We start from the raw sequence: 18,907 nt of genomic DNA on the forward strand, positions 1-18,907 counted from the left end.
TTCGGTGGTTGGGGCGACGTCATCAAGTTCATGGGCTGCACTGCGGCGCGTATCGGTGAGGCGTCGGGGTGTCGGGTGAAGGACATCGATACCAAGTCGTGGATCTGGAATGTGCGGCGGCAGACGACTCCTGGGCCTGGTGGGTTGGCGGACAAGGGGACCAAGAGCAAGCGGGCGCGGGATGTGCCGATCATTGTCGAGATTCGGGACATGATCGAGCGGCGGATTTCGGAGTTGGACCGTGATCCGGAGGCGCGGTTGTTCACGGGGCCGCGGGGCGGTCGGATCACGACTGCTGTGCTGCGGGATGCGACGCATTGGGATGAGGTGGTGGGTGAACTGGGTTATGAGCATCTGCGTCGGCATGATCTGCGCCACACGGGGATCACGTGGTTGGCCGATGCTGGTGTTCCGGTGCATGTCCTGCGGGTGATCGCGGGGCATGGGTCGCCGACCACAACGCAGCGGTACATCCACCCGGACAAGCAGTCGATCACGAACGCGGGCGACCTGCTCTCGGCGCACCTGCACGCGCCCCGGACGCCTCGGCTGCGGGTGGTCTAGGTGATGTGGTCCCCAAATGGTCCCCAAGACCGTCTGAAGTGGATCAATGCATGATCAACACCAGGGGCAAGAAAAACGCCCCTCACCTGCGAAAACTCGCTGGTGAGGGGCGTTGCTTCGACCGTCGGGCTGACAGGATTCGAACCTGCGACCCCTTGACCCCCAGTGGCGGCCAAACGTGGCCCTGACCAGCGGAGACAGAGAATCCGCTGCGTGTGGGGGAGTGGTTCACGCAGGTTGAACGCACTTGACGATCGGTCAAGTAGGCACAAGTCTCCGGTTCCGCTCCGGCTCTAGTGCGTCCAAGCCCTGGGGCTGGTTTGTGCGGGATGCGCACTTCCTACTCGCCTGGTGGGGGCGCGCGCTGGCGGGTCAGTCGTCGGTTGTGGAGGCGCGAGGGGTTGATGGTGATATCGAGTCGCCCTCGGTGACGGGTCGTGTGTCTCCCTAGGTTCCGTTGTCCGCACGTGGAATTCGTGCCGGAGCCATCCGTTACGGGCTCGCTGTCGGCGACGGTGTTCACTGCGAGCGCGCTGTGGTCGACGCGGTGAAGTCGGTGGCGGTGCGAGGCAGGCGGCTCCCCCTGCCCGACACCTGCCGCACAGGGTCCATTTCACTGCCCCTGCGTCGCCCGCGGCTCGGTGGAACGCTTACCGCCGCGCTCGCGGTGCCATCTCTAACCGGTTGCGGCTCCTCGACCAACACTGCGAACAGCCTGCTCGCAGGCGGCGGCAATACCGCCACCCACCGCTGCTGGCATCGTCGTGCCTGACCTGGCTCAAGGCGGTGCTGCAGCAGCGTGGGACCTCGTCGGTTCATCGTCGGCGAACCCCTTGGCGGGCGACCCTCGCCACCGCACTCTCCATCACCACTGAGGCCCGCACCACCTTTACCGAGCCTGTACGCCCGCTTCTATCCGGCGACCACCCAACTGGGCGAGTTGGCCTGCACACCACAGCCGCCGCGGTTATCGCCTTCGCCGATAACCCGTTCACCGACCTGGCACTTCCTGCTCCTGCGGCTGGTGTTGGCTTTGGAGCTGGTCTGGCTACTCGCCATCGGCGGTTCCCGCGCTGAGCGCTTTCCTCAGGTTCGCGCGAGAAGCCGTTGCACCGCGTCGACAAGGTCCCACGGCTGGTCGACGACGGCACTTGCCCCGGGTACGACCCCGGCGGTTCCCGCGTCTCCCGTGTACACCACTACCGGTAGTCGTCCTGCCAGTCTCGCTGCCAGGTCGCGCCCGGCGTCGGAGTCGTCTCCACGATGCAGGTCGGTGATGACAAGCGCGATATCGAGTTCCTTGAGGTAGTCGAGTGCCGCCCTGCTGTTGGTCGCCTTGACCACGAACCGGCCCAGCCGTTCCAGCGCGATCGTCTCGTGGACGTTGTTGTCCGGGTTGTCATCCACCCACAGCACCCGAGCCGGGGTTTGTGCCCGGGGCGCGATCTCCCGCCGCTCCGGCTCGGTCCCGCGCTCGCTCGCGGCTGCTTCGACGGCCGTTGTGGCCCGCGCCGCCTCCGCCGCCGTCAAATTGACCTTCAGGCTGAACCAGTCGGCCACCGAGAGCTCCGCGAGCACGTCCGAGCCCCGAGCATGTGCTCGCACCAGCGCCAGCCCGAGCCCGCCGATCACGACCGCTGCCACGACCACGACAACCAGTACGGTCACATCCACCGCCGACGTCTCCCTCAGGCCAGTTCGGCGAGCTCGAAGCCCGCTTCGATGATGAGCAGACCCCGGTACGGCACCTCGCCCGCTCGCAGCACCGCCGCCCGCACTTGCTCGGCACCGAACCGGCGGGCGGTCAGCGTGGCCATCCCGGCCAGGTCGAGATCACCGATGTCCACCGGCGCGGCTCCGTTGCGCCACAGGTACTCGTTGGTACTCGCCAGTTCCATCACCTCCGAGTAGCGCCGTGCGGTGGCGGTCAGCGCCTCTGCGACGGTGCGCGCGGCGGTTTCCCAGGAGCCGTGAAGGGCTTGGGCGAGCTGCCAGTACCGGCGGACGGGGATTCCCAGCGCGCCGACGAGCGCAACCTGTTCTTCCAGGTGTGGGCCATCCGGGTTCTGCCGGGTGTAAGACCGGCTCTGCGCGGCGTCGATCAGCCACTGGTAAGCCGATTGCTGCGGATTCCGGATCCGTACCACGTCGTACTCGACGTCGTCATTGCCGGCGATCGGCCGTCTCACCGCGCTGTCCATCCGTTCTCCAGATGCGACTGCGCTCAGGTAGTCCCCGTAGGCGTGGCCGATTCGCGCGTACAGCGATCCGGCTCGCCACATCGGATCGACGGCGCGCGCGGGCGCGTTGAGCAGTTCCCACTGCGCGGCTTCACGGTAGGCCGTCGCGGCCTCGGCCACACGCAGGTACTCGTCTTCGGCCTGCTCGGCCGCCACGGCGTCCGCGTATCGCCGGTGGAACCTCGCCGTTCGGAGGACCACCTCCCTGGACAGGCCGAAGTCCGCCAAGTCCTCCTCGTTCACGAGATCAGTCCACGTACGTTGGACAGCCGTTCCGGGCTGGTGAACCGGGGGTTGTCCAACCGCCACGCGACGCGGAGCCGACCGCGGTCAGAGAACTCCAGCCGCTCGCAGGACCGGATCTGGTTGTCCGGGACGCTGACCTTCGCGGTGATCTCGCCTTCGGTCTGCCAAGGGGAGAACCGCCGGTAGGTGTTCAGGTCACGCACCTCCTCGGCGACGCCTTCGATCTCGACCGCGCGCCGCGGGGCCAGCAGCACCCAGCAGGTGAACAGGTAGGCGTGGTCGACGGCGCCGAAACCGGTGCCGAAGTGGAACGCGGTCCGGCGGGCCCGGTGCGCGATATTGGTCTTCGCGATGGCGTCCCGTTCGACCACGCCCGCCGACAGCGAGATGAACGGACTGTTCGCCCCGTAAGTCTCACCGGTGCCGGAGTCGGTGGCGTCGAAGTGATTGACGTGCCGCTCCAGGTCGTCCTCGGTCAGACGGGTCCGGATCCCGGCCGGGGTGATCGTCCCGACGCGGCGCCACCAGTTGCACAGCAGACCCTGACCGGTGTTGACGATGGCCGTCGCGGTTGCGTCGGACGGGAGGTGGAGGCCTTTGACGCACCACTGGACGATCACTCTTCGGGCTCCCGGCTGTGGGCGGGTGTTTCCGGGGTGATCGGCCAGTGAGTCGTACATGTTACGCCTCGGTGCCGTTCGTGCTCGGATCACCCCGGAGACTTCGCACACCCGAACAGGGCGACCGGTGGACCCGGCTCCTGCTGGCCGTCTACGCCCAACTCCGCGTCGCTCGTGGCCTCGCGACCGATCTGCGGCAGTCCCAGGGTGAACCCACCCACCCGACCGGCTCTCCCCAGCCCGAGTCCGCAGAGGGTTTCGGAATCTCCGCCCACACACCACCTGCTCTGCACGTGTCCCGAAACCCTGCCGACCAGGCCCCGGCCGCCCACCCGGGATCCCCAACTAGCACCCCACCCCGCGCTATGACGTCCACACCCTCACCAGCACCAACAAGAAAGAGAAGCCCAGCAACCCACGACCCCGCCGAACAGGTTAAAACTCAAGTTAGCCGACGCGGGTGAATCGCCTGTTCCGAGGCGGTTCTCCCGACAGGTTCGTGTTCGTTGCCAGGACCGGGTGGATGGCGCTCCAGCTGAAGGTAGCTGAGTCGTTCGCCCTCATGGCGAGCGGCGGCCGGTTAGTCTGGTAGACGTCACGGTGGGCGACCTGAAGAGGGACATGGACGGGGACATTCTCGATCCCGACGGGGCGCGGGAGCGGCTGGCGGCCTGGAAGGGCAGGATCGACGAACTGGCGGCCCACACTCAGGCGATGGGGGAGCGGCTGAAGGATCTGCGGGTCACCGCGAGAGATCCCGGCGGCATGGGCGAGGTCACGGTCGACTCCACCGGCGCGGTCGTTGACCTGGAGCTCACGGAGCAGATCCAGCGATCGGCGCCCTCTGCGGTGGCCCAGGCAATCCTCGCCACTATCAGGTCCGCTCGTGCGACGCTGGCCCAGCGGTCGCAGGAGGTCATCGCGGAGACGATGGGGGCCGAGTCGACAACCGGGCGGGCCATCGCAGAGAAGCTCGGCCGCCAGTTCGGCGGGGAGCCCGCCGAGCGATCCGACGACGATGAGCATTTCGACTCCCGATCCCCGCTCAGACGGGACTGAGGCATGGGTGACGGTTTCCACGTCGGCGTCCAACAATTGCGTGTCCACGCGGCGAACGTCGAGGCGGTGCACGCGCGGTTCGCGGCGGTGCGGGCGGCCAGCTCGCACATCTCGGGCGACAACCAGGCGTACGGGCTGCTGTGCGGGTGGATCTCCGGCGTCCTCGAGGGCAAGCACCGTGAGGCCGATGAGCTCGTCTCGGGCGTCGAGTCGAACCTGGAGCTGGTCGCGCGAGCCCTGCGCGACTGCGCTGACGAGTACGAGGCCACCGAGGACACCAACTCGCTGATGATCCGCTCTGCGGATGGGGAAGGACTTAGGTGACGGACGGCTCCCTGGTGGCCCCGGTCCAGTCCACGCGGGAGGCGTGGACCGGGGCCGGGCTGGCGGACAGCATTGAGGGCTTGGTCGATGCCATCAAGAGCGAGGGTTGGGTCGACGACGTCCTCGCGGGCGTCGGCCTCGGTGTCGAGGTCGCGGCGTCCGTGCTGGATCCGATCAGCGCGCTCCTGGCCAACGGGTTGGGCTGGGCGATGGAGTACTTCGAGCCACTGCGCGAGATGCTCGATGAGCTCACCGGGAAGCCTGATGTGGTCCGTGCGCATGCCGCGACCTGGACGAACATGGCGAACGAGATGGCCGAGGCGGCTGAGCAACTCGGTGCGTTCCTGACTGACGACATCCCGGACTGGTCGGGTCCGGCAGCCGACTCCTATCGCGCGCTGATGGTCAACAACGTGGACGCGGCCGCCGGGTTGGGCGCGATCGCCGCGGGCATGGCGGCGGCGACTGAGGGCGCGGGCGGTCTGGTCGAGATGACCCGCGAGATCGTCCGCGACCTGATCGCCGACCTGGTGGCGCGGGTGATCGTGTGGGCGGTCGAGGCGATCTTCGTGGTGACGATCCCGGTGGTCGCGGCGCAGATCGTGGCGGCCGTGGTGAAGTGGGCGGGACGCATCCTCACCTACACCATGGGCCTGGTCAACAGTCTTACCAACCTGACGAAGCTGCTGAACGGGTAGCGCTGGTGACTCCGAAACCCAGGCACCCGGGAAGCGGCGGTACGGACGGCCCGAACCCGAAGAGGCCGTCGCGGTCACACGGCTCGGCGGGTTCGGGGATGAGCTCGGCGATCAGGGCGACCCGTGAGTCGATGGAGGCGGGCACGCCCGCGGGCCCGTCCGGCACGGCCCCGTCGAGCACGCCGACGTCGACCCGGCCGAACGTGCCGCCGATCCCGCGCGACCGGGCCACCCCGCAGGACCTCGGGGTGCTGGAGGGCAGCCTCACCCGCGACGCCGACAGTCTGATCACGCACGTCGACGGCGTTTCGGTCGACCAACGCTTGCGTGACATCGCCGCCCAGCGCACCGACAACATCCGGCAGATGCGGGAGGAGGGCACGATCTCGGCCAAGGAGGCTGGCCCGGTCAACTCGGTCGGCATCGACTCCCGGACCGGCGCTGTGGTCGAGGGCGTCAACGGCAGACCGACCGACGTCATCCCCGACGACCGGCTGCACCCGGTGCTGCGGGAAAGAGTCGAACAGATGCGCGCGGCAGGCCCGTACCCGCAATACAACCGAGACGGCACACCGCTAATGCGCGACGGGCAGCAGGTCATGACGCCGTTCCCGCACGGCGACAACCCGTTGAGGCACGCCGAGGTGAAGGTCGTGAACGAGTTGCTGTGGCGGCGCGGTCCCGACGCCGACTCGTCGGTGATGTCGGAGTTCCGGGTGGACAACAGGTTCCCGTTCCGGCAGGACGGACCGCAGCCCGCCCCGTGCTGCGCCAACTGCCATAGAATGCTCGCCGGTACCCCCAGCAACGCGGGTCGGCTTACCCAGGATGGCGGCCACCCCGACAGCCAGTTCATCCCGGAGTGATCAGCATGCGAGTCGAGTTCGACGACGTCGACACCGAGGACGACCTGCACGTCGTCTATCAGGGCGAGCCGTTCACCGGTGAGGTCGTCGAGCGCGCGCCCAATGGGCAGATCGTCGCGCTGACGACGTACTTCAACGGGATGGAGGACGGCCCCTCTGCGGAGTGGTACCCGTCCGGCGAGCCCAAGGCCGCGGGCGCTGTCCGCTACGGCACCGCGGTCGGCGTGCACGAGTTCTGGCACCGCGACGGCGGCCTTGCCGGGCGCGACGAGTTCGACGATTCAGGCAGATTGCTCCGCAGGCTGCGCTGGGCGGTGGACGGCACCGTGGTCGAGGACTACAGCGCGACGTAAGGCGGGCTCGGCGATCGACCGAGCAGTTCCGGCTGGCACCGTGCTTGGTGGCCGAGCGAGCGAGCGGCGGACCCCAAACATGACCTGTGACCGGCCCGTGGTTCAAAACTCACTGCTTGCGGGCAGCGCATCATCAAGGGCATAGCGCGGGCGATCGCTCTCCCCATGTCCCCTCCACTCTTACGAACAAGTTTCTCCGGGATTAGCCGCGAGTACAGTGGACTCGTCGCCAACGCGCCACTGCTCGCCGAGAACGCACCAAAGCAGAGAAGATGACCCCATAACCTCGCGGAAAGATACGTCTCCTTGGCCCCCAGTGGCGGCCCAACGTGGCGCTGACCAGCGGAAACGGAGAATCCACTGCGTCTGGGGGAGTGGTTCACGCAGGTTAAGTGCACTTGACGCACAGTCAAGTAGGCACAACTCTCCGGTTTCGCTCCTGCTCCTGTGTGTCCCGGCTGTGCGATTGGTTGCCAGGGGGTGACGACAGTAGGCCGACCATTGAGTATGGACCTGCCGCCTGTGATGTCCGGGGACGTTGTCCCGAGTTGAGGTGGCCGGTGACGGCCTGTCGTGCTGACAGGTGAAGACCTCCGGTTGTGAAGTGGATCTGTCGAGGAACCGCTTCTGAGGTTGTCCCCGATGACCGGACAACGGAGTTCATGTCACGAGGGTGAGACCTTGACGATAGTCGACGCGGGCTTCGTGCGGGGTCCGGTAGTCGAGTGTCGAATGTAGACGGTCGTGGTTGTAGGAGTCGAGGTAGGCGAAACCTCGTGTCGGGCGTTGTCGCGGATGTCGAAGACGGTGGTTCCGATCTCGGTCTTGAGGATGGCGAAGAACGATTCCGCGACCGCACTTTCGAAGCACGACCCGGTCCGCCCCACCGACGGACGCATGCCGTGCCCTGCAAGCGCGGAGCGGAACAGCCTGGAGGTGTATTGAGACCCGCGATCGGCGGGAAAAACGCATTATCGCTGATCAGGACCCGTTTGACAGCGAGGTCGAGGGCGTCTCGGACCAGCTCGGGCCTGTCCGCCTCGACCGTGCACGCGGTGCTGGTGCGTTGCCGGATCAACCGCCTGTCCCGCACCGATCAGGTCGCCGGCGAACCGCTGCGCCGCTACGAACACGACCACCCCGGCTCGCTGATCCACGTCGATGTCACCAAGTTCGTCAACATCCCCGACGGCGGCGGACACCGCTACGTCGGCCGACAACAGGGCGACCGCAACCGGGCCGCGACACCGGGCAAGCCACGCAACGCCCACCGCAAAACAAGGATCGGGACCGCGGTTCGTCCACACCGTCATCGACGACCACTCCCGCGTCGCCTACGCCGAAATCCACACCTATGAAACCGCCGCGACCGCCATAGCGGTGCTGCGCCGGGCGGTGGCCCGGTTCGCCGACCTGGGCGTGACCGTCGAACGAGTCCTGTCCGACAACGGCTCGGCCTACCGATCCCACACTTGGTGAGACACCTGCACCGAGCTCGGCATCACCCCATCCGGCCAACCAACCTCTCCGGACATCGCACCTAGCTGGAGGGGTCTCCTCGCTCCACACGCGGATTGGCCACGCACAGCGCGAGACTCGCCCCCGCAGATCCCTGGATCCGCAGCGGTGTGCCCGAGTGGATGCTCACATCCACCGGAATCCTCCGGCCATAGACGACACGCGTGTCGGGCAGGGGTTTGGGCGTGTGTCCAGTCCGCTGGTCGGTGCCACCGTCCTGGACGAAGATCGTGCCGTTGGGCGAGGTCCCGGTCGACGTCTCGACCAGTCCGATGGTGGCGACGAACCGGGTGGCGTCGGGGAGTTGGTAGTCCACCCGGGCGGCCTCGGACGCGGTGGGTGTGAGGAGGATCGAGTTCGGGTAGGCGTGGCCGTTGATGACACAGGTGCGCGGATAACTTGCGAGGTGGAGGGCAACCGGGGCGATGCTGACCAGCGGCTCACCCGGTTCCGTGTCGGCCGGAGGAGCCGAGGGGTTGGACGTCGCGACTTTCTCGCCAGTGGGCGCCACCACATTGACTTCCGTCGAGCTCCTGCGCGGTGCGGCGGCCGACGTGGTCGGCTTCGTCGAGGTTGTCGTCATCCTCGTGATGGTGGTCGGTGTGCCGGTCTTCGTTGTTTCGATCGCCGGAGCGCAGCACGTGGCCTCCGGAACCGAGCCCTGCGGCAGCGCGGCTACGATCATCATCACCCCTGCCGCACCCATCACCGTCGAGATTCGGCGTGCCCCGGTTGGATACCACCTACTACGCCGAGGGTGAGGTTTGTTTGCGACTTTTCCGCATGAAGGCGGATAAATGTGCAGCCCGCCACCAACCTCACCCGTCTGGGTGACGCATCCGCCTTTGACATCCGTGATCTCGTTGCGCACGAGGGCGTTGAACTGGTCTTCCTCGCTTGTCGTGGTCATCGATCCGTCCGGTCAGCCGACGTTCTCGCGATGGTCAGAGTTCGGACAAATAGGCTCCGGCCCTTGCCTTCGCGACCCAATCAGGTCCAACATTGACGCTTCCTTCCGAACGAGGAACGACGGCGGCGTCGGCCGCCGGGCAAAATTCTGACATGGACGGTCGTAGGTCAAAATAGGAAAAACTTCCCTTTCGAGCAGCGGCCGGGACGTCATGAGGAGGACGTGCGTGCGAGAGGCCACCAACGCGGATCTGCGGCTCGCGCGGGAGATCATCGACGCCATTGACCGGTCCAGCCCCGACGCGGTGCTCCCCTCCGTCATTGCCGGACTGATGGCGGCGGTGGACGCGGAGATAGGTACCAGCAACGTATTCGAGCCGCGACGGATGCGCAACGACTTCCGCACATGGCCACCAGGGGCCATGGATACCGCCGACCACGAGGCCTACCGTGCGTACACCGGCCAGCAGCCGCTGTTGGAGTGGTACGCGCGGACCCGGCAACTGGTGCCCGTACGCTGGTCGGACATAGTCTCTCTGAAGGCACTGCGTGGTCGGGAGCTGTACGAGTACTTCTATCGACCGGTCGGCATAGATCGGCAACTCGCCCTCGCACTGCCCTTGGGGTCCGGCGAGGTGCACGCCATCGCACTCAGTCGAGGCGGCTCGGATTTCACCGATCGTGACGTGGTGCTCGTGTCCTGCCTCCAGGCCAGCCTGCTGGACTCCTTGTACGAGACAACCGAAGCAGCGCGCATTGCCGAGCTGGTGGATTCACTTTCTTGCTTGGAAAATCCCGCTATCCAAGCGTTCCTGGTCCATGTGGACGCCTCCGGCATAGTCCGCGTGACGGCGGGTAACCCGGAAGCGGTACCCGCAGGACACGAGTTCTCACCGGGAAAACCCCTCACCCCCACAACGTCACGTTTGGTGGCGACGGCCAGAAAATCCGACGTCCACCTCGGCAGGATCACCGCAGGAGCCCGGGACGCTCGGCCAGGAACCATAATCCTGTTCCGCAGTGAACCAAACGAAAGCCAACAGATCCGTCAACTTGCCCCTGGCGAACGAGCCGCGTTGGAGGCGGTGGCCACGGGCGCGAGCATCGAGGAAGCGGCTCAGGAACTGTGCGTCAGCAAGCACACTGTAAAGAACCAGTTGGACCGCGTCCACAAGAAGCTCAATGCCCGCAACCGAGCAGACGCAGTCGGCGTTCTCTGGCGAAGTGGATGGCGAGGCTAAGACCCTGTCTCGCGTGGTTGATCTTGATGTGGGATGATCTTAGGTGTGGATGGGTTGTCGTTGCGGTTGGCGCCGGATGAGTTGTGGGCGTTGGTGGAGCCGTTGATTCCGGGGTTCGCGTCTCGCCCGCAGGCGGCGGAACGGCCCCGTTGGATGATCGGGCGGTGTTCACCGCGATCGTGTTCGTGGTGAACAGCGGGTGCGCGTGGCGGATGTTGCCGCGGTCGTTCGGGGTCACGGTACCGACTGCGCATCGGCGATTCACCAACTGGACCCATGGCCGGGCTCTGGACCCGGGTTCACCACGCCGTGCTCGACCGGCTCGGTGAACAGGGTTTAGTGGACTGGTCGCGGGTCGTGGTCGACGCCGCCGCGGTGCGGGCGAAAAGGGTGGTCTCTGACCGGTCCCAGCCCGGTCGATCGGGCCAAGCCCGGCTCGAAGATCCACGTTGTGACCGACCGGGCCGGACTGCCGCTGGTCGGGGGCGTGTCGGCGGCCAACGCCAACGACCATCACGTCCCGCGCCCGCTGATCCACGCGATGCCCTCGATACGTCAACCGCCGGGTGGGCGGCGGTTCCGGCCCGACAAACTCCACCCGACAAAGCCTACGAGATTCAACCTCGTCCGCACCTCATTCCGCGCCTTGGCTGGAGCCGTCGCCTTCAGGCATCAGCCTCCCCCATGCAGGGGTCAACTCGGAACACGTCAGTCGAATAAGGGCTGTCATGCGCAGGGCGGCCGGTAGGTTAAATGGGATAGCCCGTACTCCCTCCATTCTGATGGGCTGATTCGCGGGGAGGCGTCGGTGCATAATTGTTCGGCGATGCGCTCGACGTCGATATTCCACTTCTGCAGCGTGTTGTCTCCGGCCGTGATGATGGACTTCCCGTCCGCGCTGAAGGTGATGGCCTTGGTCGAACTGTGCGCGCCCGTGAGTTCGCCGATCTTGGTGGGGAATGTCGGATCGGACAAGTTCCAGATCTGTGGTGGCCCTTCGTCGTCGGGGATCACAGCCAGGGTCAGACCGTCAGGGCTGATCGCCACCGACCGGATTTCGTTGTCACCGCGGCGGGGACTGACGAAAATCGTGCCGAGTTCGACTGGGTGGCGAGGATCGCTGACGTTCCACGGGCGCATGATGTCCCCATCGCCTGAAACGATGAGGACGTGGGCACTCGCGAACGCCACGACTCTGACGGGGGTGGGGAGGGAGGCCAATGGTGGATCGTCGTGCTCGCGGCAGGTGTCCCAGAGGTGAACAGCGCCCGCCATGTCCAGTCGAGGTTCGACGGACGCCGCGAGGCGGCCGTCCGGACTGAACACGACCGAGGCCGCTCGAGATGGCCTGCCAGGGAGTTGTCGTGGCCTGGTGGGATCTTCGAGGTCCCAGAATCGCCCGCTCCCGAACAACATCCGGCCGTTGACCGAGAGCGCCACCGGTCCCACCGTTTTGCCTTTCTCAGCCGCCATGTTGGCGATAGGGAACATGGATCCGTCGATGCCCGTTCGCCACAAGCGGACGTCCCCATCTGTCGTGGCGGAGGCAGCGAGATCGCGTTGGCTCGACGCCACCACCTCGGCCGCGGGTTCGGTGAGCACGGGAGCCACGACCTTGGTCACGCTCCTGCTCCCGGCGATGTCCCATATGGCTAGTGGCTCGTCACGCGACCTTGGTCGGGTAATCGGTCCAGGTTCTGATGGGTGAGTCGGTGGCGAAGCCGGTCTTGGGTTGGGCTCGTGTGTTGCGCCAGCGGATGTAGTCGGCGATGGCTGTGTTCTGTTCGGTGTGGCCGCGGTGGTCGGTGTCGTTGAGGGCGAAGTAGCGCAGCGCGGCGAACTCGGCCTCGATCCAGTTGAGCCAGGACCCGTAGGTCGGCAGGAACACCGGTTCGACGTCGTTGGCCGCGGCCGAGGCCCGGACGGTGGGGTGGCGGTGCGGGGAGAGGTTGTCGCAGACGATGTAGAGCTTCTGGCCCGGCCATCGGGCGCGCAGGGCTTTGAGCAGGTCGCCGAACTCGCGGTGGCGTTTGCGTGGCCGGATCCGGTAAGTGATTCGGCCGGTGGCCAGGTCCAGGGCGGCGAGCATGTGCATGACGCCGTCGTTGCGGTTGTAGGTCGCTCGCAACCGACGCGGCTTGGCTAGTGGGCGCCATGCCTTTCCCTTGCGGGTCATCAGATTCAGCGGCCCGAACTCGTCGACGTAGATCACCCGACCGTCAGCGGGCGGGTGGTCGTAGAGGTCGAGGATGCGGTGCATCTTGGTGATGAAGTCCGGGTCGGTCGAGGCTTCCAGGTGGTCGTGGTCTGCCACGAGACACCACCGTCGCGCAGGATCCGGCGCACCGTTTCCCGGCTGATCGCGACCACGGTGCCGCGGGCGACGAGGTGCTCGGACAGCGTGGACAGCGACCAAGTGGTGAACGCGGTGATGCCCCAGTCGGCGGGGGACATCCTGGCGATCAGGCAGATCCGCTCACGGATCTGCTTACCGATCGTCGGTGGCCGTCCCCCGCTCCATTTTGGGTCCAGCGCGTCGAACCCCCGATCGTTGAACGCATGAATCGCCACGCACGTAATCGTCGCTGACCTGCATCAACGAACTGATGTCCTTGACCGTCCGGCCTTGGCCGCACATCAACACCACGATCGCCCGCCGCAACCGGACCGGGTCCTTCGCGGTCCGGCTGACCTTGGCCAGCTTCCGGCCCTCATCCATCGACAAGGGCCGGACGAACGCATCTGGACGACGAGCCACAACCACCTCCCGCATCGACATGCGGGACCAGCCTGACCGGTCAACCAAGAAGATCAATTACCGGGTCAACGTTCCGTGCTGAGCCACTAGCTCTCGCCGAGTAGGCGGCGCAGGGTTTCCTCGTCTTGCTTGTCCAGTCCGGACACGAAGCGGGTGAGTATGGAGGTGTGGTCGGTCTCGGATTCGAGCAGTTTGCTCATCCGCCAGGCGACCAGGGCTGGGGGGTCGGTGAGGGCGGTGTAGTGGTAGGCGCGGCCGATGCGTTGGCGGGTCACCGCCTTCTTCTCGTGCAGGCGGGTCAGTGTGGTGACGACCGCACTGTAGGACAGGGCCCCGGACGGGTCGAGCAGCTCGAGCACCTCGCCCGGGGACAGCGGCCTGCCCGCCTCGACGAGGGTGTTCAGCACGTGGGAGGCCAGTTCACCCGGTCTGCGCCGTGGCGCTGGGTCTCCGCTCTCGTCCGCTGTCCGCACGCGGGGGATGCTACCCAGCCTTTCGGCGCACATGGACTTCCACGCTGGTCGACCGGCAGGATGACCGTGTCGTCCGCCGAGGGGAACACCGTGTTCGACCACTTCGCCTGGTCCATGGTTGCCACACCGCTGTTGGTACTGGGGGTGTCCTGGCTGCTGGTCGACCGGCTGCGTCCGGGCCTGGCCGCGCGGGTCTTCGCGGGGTCTGCGCTCGTCGCGGCGGTCGCGTCCACGGTCAACCTCGCCGCGTTCGCGCTCAAGGCGCTCGCGGAACTGCCGGTCGTGGCGAGCTGGGGTGGCTGGTCGCACCAGCGTGTGGTCGACGACACGGCCCATGTCCCCTGGGTGTCGTGGGTCTCCCTCGGCTGGCTGGTCGTGGTGGTGGCCGCGGGGCTGCGGGCCTGGGCGCGGCGCAGGCGCGAGTTGCGCGTGGCGAGCGGTGGCTGGGCGGGCGGCGGCGCCGTCGTGCTCCTCGACGACCCGCGGGTGGACGCCTTCGCGGTGCCCGGGCGGCCCGGTCGGATCGTCGTCACCAGGGGGTTGCGCGACCTGCTCGACGAGCGCCAGTTCGACGCCGTGATCGCCCACGAACGCGCCCACCTCGACGGCGGCCACCACCGGCTGCTGTGGTGGGCGCGCGTCGCCGCGGTCGCGCACCCGCTGCTGCGGCCGGTCGCCGGACAGGTCGAGTACCTGGTGGAGCGGGCCGCCGACGAGGCGGCCGCGGTGGCGATCGGCGACCGCGAACGGGTCGGGCGGGCGATCGGGCACGCCGCGCTGGCCGCCGCGGGCAGCCGCGCCGAACGGCCCGCCGGGTCGCTGATGGCCCTGGGCGCCGCGCCCGGCATCGTGCCGCGGCGGGTCGCCGCGCTGTTCGCACCCGGCCGCGAGGGCCGCTGGTGGGGAGTCCTCTTGCCACTGTTGGCGATCGGCACCGCGGTGTGGACCGGTGAGTGCGTTTACGACCTGTTCGAGCTGCTGGGTGTGGCCGGTTGGGACGCGTTCTGAGGCCCTTGCTTCTACACATCAGTAGAAGATAGGCTAGGCTAACCTCAGGTGGTGGCGCGTCGCTCGACGACCGTGCGCGGTTCGCGGGGAACGACGTCCGACACCTGACGCGCCACGGTGATCGCACTGTCCTCTTGGGACGATTTCGTCGGCGTGGCCAACCCCAGGTGCCTGCCGTGCGTGCCGCGCTCGGCGGATGCCGCCTGCCCGCAGCCGGGACCGTTCGAGGAGCACGCCGATGTCCACCAATCCGTTCGACAACGAGGACGGGACGTTCCTCGTCCTGGTCAACGCCGAGGACCAGCACTCCCTGTGGCCGGTGTTCGCCGACGTCCCGGCGGGCTGGACCGCCGTGTACGGCCCCGCGGACCGGGCGTCTTGTGTGGACTACGTCGACCGCGTCTGGACCGACCTGCGCCCGCTGAGCCTGGTCGAGCGCATGGCATCGGGGCAGGACTAGTGACCGCGATCCCGCAGGCGGTCGCCACGGCGGTGGCCGACCCCTTACTCGTCGCCGCGGTGGCGGCGAGCCGCGCCGAGCCGCCGTTCGTGCTCTACGAGCGCGATGCCCGGTGGGTCCTGGCCGCGGGCTCCCGCGCCCGGTTGCGGATGGACGGCGCGGGCATCACGTGGACCACCTCGGCAGGGGAGTGGCGCGTCCCGCTGGGCTCAGACCCCTTGCGCCAAGTGGCGGAGCTGCTGGCCGACACCGGTCTGCCGACCTGGCGCGCCTACGGCTGGGCCGCGTTCGAACTCGCCCGCCTGCTGCACCTCGGCCACGCCGACGGCCCGCTGCTCGACCTGGTGATCCCCACCCACGAGCTGCCCATCGGCCGGGACGGCGAGCACGACGCCGTCCCGGCGGGACCGCCCGCGGTCGACGACCGGCCGTGGCCCGCCCCGGCCGCCGGTCTGGCCGACCCGGAGGCGCCGGACCCGGCCTACCTGGCCGCGATCGCCGAGACCGTCCGCGACATCCGGGCGGGCGGGCCGGACAAGGTCATCCTGTCCCGGGTCGTCCCGGTGTCCACGGAGATCGATTTCCCGGCCACCTACCTCGCCGGGCGGCGTGGCAACACCCCGGCCCGCTCGTTCCTGCTCGACCTCGGTGGCCTGCGCGCGACCGGGTTCAGCCCGGAGACCGTGGTCGAGGTGGACCCGTCAGGGCGGGTGTCCACCCGGCCGCTGGCCGGGACCCGCGCCCTGGTCGGCGATCCCGCGCGCGACCAGGCCACCCGCCGGGAGCTGCTCGCCGACCCCAAGGAGATCTTCGAGCACGCGATCTCGGTCAAGCTCGCCCAGGAGGAGCTGTCCGGGGTGTGCGTGCCCGCGTCGGTGCGGGTCGAGGAGTTCATGACCGTGCGCGAGCGCGGCAGCGTGCAGCACCTGGCCTCCCGCGTGCGCGGCGAACTGGCCGCCGGGCGCACCGCCTGGGACGCGTTCGCCGCGCTCTTCCCGTCCATCACCGCCTCCGGCAGCCCCAAGGCCGCCGCGGTCGAGACCATCGGCAGGCACGAGCCGCGCTGCGGCCTCTACAGCGGCGCCGTGCTGACCGTCGGCTCCGACGGCGCCCTCGACGCCGCCCTGGTGCTGCGCACCGTGTTCAGCGCGGGCGGCCGGACCCGGCTGCGCGCGGGCGCGGGCGTCATCGCACTGTCCACACCGGAACGCGAGTGGACGGAGACCTGCGAGAAGCTGCGCAGCGTCTCCCGGTTCCTCGTGCCCGCCGAGCCGAGGGGAGCCGCGAGGTGAGCGCCGTGGACTACGCCGCCCTGCTGGCCGCGGTCGCCGAGTCGACGGAGGAGGAGCCCGAGGACATCACCGCGGACACCAACCTGTTCGAGCTGGGCCTGGACTCGATCGCGCTGATGAGGTTGGTCGGCACGTGGCGCCGGGCGGGTTTCGCCGTCGACTTCGCCGAACTGGCCGCGAACCCGACCCTCGGCGCGTGGGCCGCGCTGCTGGCCGACCGCGCGGGCACCGCCGCCGAGCCCGCGGCGCCCGCCCGCGAACCCGATCCGGACGGCTCGTTCCCGTTGGCCGTGCTGCAGCACGCCTACTGGTTCGGCCGAGCCCCCGGCCAGCGCCTTGGCGGGGTCGCCGCGCACCTGCACAACGGTGTCACGCGCAGCAGGCGGTTCCTGGAGTCGTACGGGCACCGGAAGGCGATCGTGCTGGCCCGGTTCATTCCGGTGGTGCGGACGGTGCTGAACCCGCTCGCCGGGCTCACCGGGGTGCCCGCGAAGGTGTTCACCCGCTGGCAGGTCCTCGGCGGACTGCTGTGGACGCTCGGTGTCACGATCGCGGGTTGCCTGCTTGGCAGCGCCATCCCGAACGTCGACACCTACCTGCTGCCGATCACCGCGGCCATCGTCGTGGTGTCCCTGCTGCCCATCGCCATCCGGCTGGTCCGGCCGGGGAACCGCGCGTGACCACGACGATGCTGGGGTTCGCCGAACGCACCCCGTGGCTGCACACGATCGCGTCGCTCTACACGAACGGGGCGCTCGTGCTGCTGGCCCTGCTGATGGTGGTGGCCTGGCGGCGGGCCCGAAACCGGTCCCCGGCGGCAGGCGCGACGGCGGTCTGGGCGCCGGTGGCCGTCCTGCTGGCCTACGGGGTGAGCAACCTGGTGAAGGTGCTGGTGCGCGAACCCCGACCGTGTCAGGTCCTGCACCTGCCCACCGTCGCACCGTGCGACTACGTCACCGACTTCTCGATGCCCAGCAACCACGCCACGATCGCCGCCGCGGCAGCCGCGGCGATTCTGCTGACCGACCGAGCCCTGGGCCTGACCGCCACCGCCATCACCGTGCTGGTCGGCGTTTCCCGCGTCTACCTGGGTGCGCACTACCCGCATGACGTCCTCATCGGATTCCTCATCGGCGCCGCGATCGGCGTGACCGGCCGGTGGGCCCACCGCTTCCTGGTCGACCGGATTCCCCGCCCGCTCGTCACCACCCGGGACTGACACACCGAGGCGACCCGGATCGCACGGCCGAACCCGTGGCCGAACCGGCGCCTCCGGCGATTGGCCGTGATGCAGTCGATCAGCGGGGCATAGCGCGGCCAACGCCGTGGAATATTCCGTCCTATTGCCGGGAATCCCCGGATCCGGGCCGAGTGGCGTCCGCCGCGGACTCCCGGTCGGCCGCGGGCCGCGGTTCGGGGAGCGCTGCCGGGGTGAGCCGAGCGGCGTCCTCCGGGGCCAGGCCCTCGCTCGGCCGCACCCCGTTCCGGCCACGCTCCCGGCGCCACGCGCTGAACGTCGCGGTCATCGCGATCACCCACGCGGCACCCAGGATGTAACCCGCCAGGACATCGGAAGCGTAGTGCGCCGAGAGCGCCACCCGCGACACGCCGATGCCCAGCACCATGACCACCGCGACCCCCGCGGCGATCCGGCGCCAGGAGATGCTCATCGCGGGGAGGAACACCAGCAGCAGGAACGAATACGACACGACAGCGGACTGCGCGTGTCCACTCGGGAAGCTCATGCCGGAGAAGTGCGCGACCGGGTCCACCACGATCGGCCGGGCCCGGTGCACCAGGGTCTTGACCACCTGGTTGAGCACCGCCCCACCGACCTCGGCGACGACGGCGAACGCGGCCAGGCGGGGGAGTCGCCGGTACAGCAGCCATCCGGTCACGACCGCGAACACGACGAAGTACACCGGGGCCGAGCCAACCGTGCTCAGGAACCGCATCACCCCGGCGAACCACGGGTGTTCCGTGGTGAACCGGTGCAGACCGTCACGGAGCCCGTTGTCCGCCGACAGCAAGGGCGACCACTTGTCCTGGACGAGGAACAACACCAGGCCGAACGGGATGGCGACCAGTGTCAGGGACATCAGCGCCAACACCGTCCGCACGCCGAACCTGGCATCGGACCCACCCATCGCGCCCTTCACCCCCTCGGAGTGCCCACGCCCCCGGCCCAACAGACCCACCTTCACCCGAAAGGTCGACAAACAATGCCCCGGCGCAGGGAACACAGAAGTTCCCAACGCGTCGGCGTGAGCAACACCGC

The 18,907-nt window shown here is 68.1% G+C and carries 22 protein-coding genes and 2 pseudogenes; 15 read left to right on the forward strand and 9 right to left on the reverse strand.

All coding sequences use genetic code 11. The features are described from left to right. Positions 1–75 precede the first annotated feature (75 nt). Complete coding sequence (locus tag V5P93_RS11360; RefSeq protein ID WP_245931698.1) at positions 76–564, forward strand: tyrosine-type recombinase/integrase; 489 nt, start codon at positions 76–78, stop codon at positions 562–564. A gap of 1,086 nt (positions 565–1,650) precedes the next feature. On the opposite strand, the gene V5P93_RS11365 is transcribed toward V5P93_RS11360, so the two are convergent. The 3 genes from V5P93_RS11365 to V5P93_RS11375 are packed head-to-tail and all read right to left on the reverse strand — an operon-like array spanning position 1,651 to position 3,670. After that, positions 1,651–2,208: a response regulator gene (locus V5P93_RS11365; RefSeq protein WP_146108327.1), complete on the reverse strand. Its 558-nt coding sequence runs from the start codon at positions 2,206–2,208 to the stop codon at positions 1,651–1,653. Positions 2,209–2,252: 44 nt separating this feature from the next. Further along, the gene (locus V5P93_RS11370; protein WP_104482787.1) at positions 2,253–3,047 is read right to left on the reverse strand and encodes a hypothetical protein; all 795 of its coding nucleotides are present in this window, start codon (positions 3,045–3,047) and stop codon (positions 2,253–2,255) included. Continuing rightward, on the reverse strand, positions 3,044–3,670 hold the full coding sequence (locus V5P93_RS11375) for a hypothetical protein (RefSeq protein ID WP_104482788.1): 627 nt from the start codon (positions 3,668–3,670) through the stop codon (positions 3,044–3,046). The genes V5P93_RS11370 and V5P93_RS11375 overlap by 4 nt, the downstream gene beginning before the upstream one ends. A gap of 600 nt (positions 3,671–4,270) precedes the next feature. On the opposite strand from V5P93_RS11375, the gene V5P93_RS11380 reads away from it, so the two are divergent. The 6 genes and pseudogenes from V5P93_RS11380 to V5P93_RS11405 all read left to right on the forward strand — a co-directional run. Next, positions 4,271–4,729 (forward strand): YbaB/EbfC family nucleoid-associated protein, encoded by a 459-nt coding sequence (locus V5P93_RS11380; RefSeq protein ID WP_245931699.1) that lies wholly within the window; start codon positions 4,271–4,273, stop codon positions 4,727–4,729. A gap of 3 nt (positions 4,730–4,732) precedes the next feature. Next, positions 4,733–5,053 carry a type VII secretion target gene (locus V5P93_RS11385; protein WP_104482789.1) on the forward strand — a complete coding sequence of 107 codons (321 nt, stop codon included), beginning with the start codon at positions 4,733–4,735 and terminating at the stop codon, positions 5,051–5,053. Beyond that, positions 5,050–5,751 (forward strand): WXG100 family type VII secretion target, encoded by a 702-nt coding sequence (locus tag V5P93_RS11390; protein WP_104482790.1) that lies wholly within the window; start codon positions 5,050–5,052, stop codon positions 5,749–5,751. Before V5P93_RS11385 ends, V5P93_RS11390 begins: the two co-directional genes overlap by 4 nt. Before the next feature lie 98 nt (positions 5,752–5,849). Next, positions 5,850–6,617, forward strand: a complete 768-nt coding sequence (locus V5P93_RS11395; RefSeq protein ID WP_104482791.1) for a YwqJ-related putative deaminase — start codon at positions 5,850–5,852, stop codon at positions 6,615–6,617. Next, positions 6,614–6,970: a toxin-antitoxin system YwqK family antitoxin gene (locus tag V5P93_RS11400; protein WP_104482792.1), complete on the forward strand. Its 357-nt coding sequence runs from the start codon at positions 6,614–6,616 to the stop codon at positions 6,968–6,970. The genes V5P93_RS11395 and V5P93_RS11400 overlap by 4 nt, the downstream gene beginning before the upstream one ends. 1,031 nt (positions 6,971–8,001) lie before the next feature. Then, a pseudogene (locus V5P93_RS11405) lies at positions 8,002–8,446 on the forward strand (DDE-type integrase/transposase/recombinase); the annotation flags it as partial. A gap of 64 nt (positions 8,447–8,510) precedes the next feature. Here V5P93_RS11405 and V5P93_RS11410 read toward each other — a convergent pair. After that, on the reverse strand, positions 8,511–9,398 hold the full coding sequence (locus tag V5P93_RS11410) for a hypothetical protein (RefSeq protein ID WP_146108328.1): 888 nt from the start codon (positions 9,396–9,398) through the stop codon (positions 8,511–8,513). A gap of 226 nt (positions 9,399–9,624) precedes the next feature. On the opposite strand from V5P93_RS11410, the gene V5P93_RS11415 reads away from it, so the two are divergent. Beyond that, positions 9,625–10,638 carry a helix-turn-helix transcriptional regulator gene (locus tag V5P93_RS11415; protein WP_181043875.1) on the forward strand — a complete coding sequence of 338 codons (1,014 nt, stop codon included), beginning with the start codon at positions 9,625–9,627 and terminating at the stop codon, positions 10,636–10,638. 33 nt (positions 10,639–10,671) lie between these two features. Beyond that, positions 10,672–11,245: pseudogene (locus V5P93_RS11420) on the forward strand (IS5 family transposase); the annotation flags it as partial. Positions 11,246–11,364: 119 nt separating this feature from the next. Here the strand turns inward: V5P93_RS11420 and V5P93_RS11425 are convergent. From V5P93_RS11425 to V5P93_RS11435, 3 genes are read right to left on the reverse strand one after another with little or no spacing between them, the layout of a single operon-like run. Further along, entirely contained in the window at positions 11,365–12,261 is an 897-nt protein-coding gene (locus V5P93_RS11425; RefSeq protein ID WP_104482798.1) for a WD40 repeat domain-containing protein, read from the reverse strand. Between the two features lie 40 nt (positions 12,262–12,301). Continuing rightward, positions 12,302–12,952 (reverse strand): IS630 family transposase, encoded by a 651-nt coding sequence (locus V5P93_RS11430; RefSeq protein ID WP_245931700.1) that lies wholly within the window; start codon positions 12,950–12,952, stop codon positions 12,302–12,304. Next, positions 12,847–13,209 (reverse strand): helix-turn-helix domain-containing protein, encoded by a 363-nt coding sequence (locus V5P93_RS11435; RefSeq protein ID WP_245931701.1) that lies wholly within the window; start codon positions 13,207–13,209, stop codon positions 12,847–12,849. The genes V5P93_RS11430 and V5P93_RS11435 overlap by 106 nt, the downstream gene beginning before the upstream one ends. A gap of 35 nt (positions 13,210–13,244) precedes the next feature. On the opposite strand from V5P93_RS11435, the gene V5P93_RS11440 reads away from it, so the two are divergent. Next, positions 13,245–13,478 carry a hypothetical protein gene (locus V5P93_RS11440; RefSeq protein WP_181043885.1) on the forward strand — a complete coding sequence of 78 codons (234 nt, stop codon included), beginning with the start codon at positions 13,245–13,247 and terminating at the stop codon, positions 13,476–13,478. Between the two features lie 4 nt (positions 13,479–13,482). Here V5P93_RS11440 and V5P93_RS11445 read toward each other — a convergent pair whose 3' ends face one another. Next, a complete protein-coding gene (locus V5P93_RS11445; protein ID WP_245931702.1) occupies positions 13,483–13,869 on the reverse strand; it encodes a BlaI/MecI/CopY family transcriptional regulator in 387 nt (128 codons plus the stop codon). A gap of 60 nt (positions 13,870–13,929) precedes the next feature. Here V5P93_RS11445 and V5P93_RS11450 point away from each other — a divergent pair, with 60 nt between their 5' ends. From V5P93_RS11450 to V5P93_RS11470, 5 genes are all read left to right on the forward strand, one after another. Then, a complete protein-coding gene (locus tag V5P93_RS11450; protein WP_219824168.1) occupies positions 13,930–14,877 on the forward strand; it encodes a M56 family metallopeptidase in 948 nt (315 codons plus the stop codon). A gap of 238 nt (positions 14,878–15,115) precedes the next feature. After that, positions 15,116–15,337: an MbtH family protein gene (locus V5P93_RS11455; protein ID WP_104482859.1), complete on the forward strand. Its 222-nt coding sequence runs from the start codon at positions 15,116–15,118 to the stop codon at positions 15,335–15,337. Continuing rightward, positions 15,337–16,629 (forward strand): salicylate synthase, encoded by a 1,293-nt coding sequence (locus V5P93_RS11460; protein ID WP_181043877.1) that lies wholly within the window; start codon positions 15,337–15,339, stop codon positions 16,627–16,629. The genes V5P93_RS11455 and V5P93_RS11460 overlap by 1 nt, the downstream gene beginning before the upstream one ends. After that, positions 16,626–17,309 carry a phosphopantetheine-binding protein gene (locus V5P93_RS11465; protein WP_245931703.1) on the forward strand — a complete coding sequence of 228 codons (684 nt, stop codon included), beginning with the start codon at positions 16,626–16,628 and terminating at the stop codon, positions 17,307–17,309. Before V5P93_RS11460 ends, V5P93_RS11465 begins: the two co-directional genes overlap by 4 nt. Continuing rightward, positions 17,306–17,848 (forward strand): phosphatase PAP2 family protein, encoded by a 543-nt coding sequence (locus V5P93_RS11470; protein WP_104482801.1) that lies wholly within the window; start codon positions 17,306–17,308, stop codon positions 17,846–17,848. Before V5P93_RS11465 ends, V5P93_RS11470 begins: the two co-directional genes overlap by 4 nt. A gap of 121 nt (positions 17,849–17,969) precedes the next feature. On the opposite strand, the gene V5P93_RS11475 is transcribed toward V5P93_RS11470, so the two are convergent. Beyond that, positions 17,970–18,776: a phosphatase PAP2 family protein gene (locus V5P93_RS11475; protein WP_146108329.1), complete on the reverse strand. Its 807-nt coding sequence runs from the start codon at positions 18,774–18,776 to the stop codon at positions 17,970–17,972. Positions 18,777–18,907: the final 131 nt, after the last annotated feature.

The sequence above is a fragment of the Actinokineospora auranticolor genome (assembly GCF_041897805.1).
Taxonomy (GTDB): domain Bacteria; phylum Actinomycetota; class Actinomycetes; order Mycobacteriales; family Pseudonocardiaceae; genus Actinokineospora; species Actinokineospora auranticolor.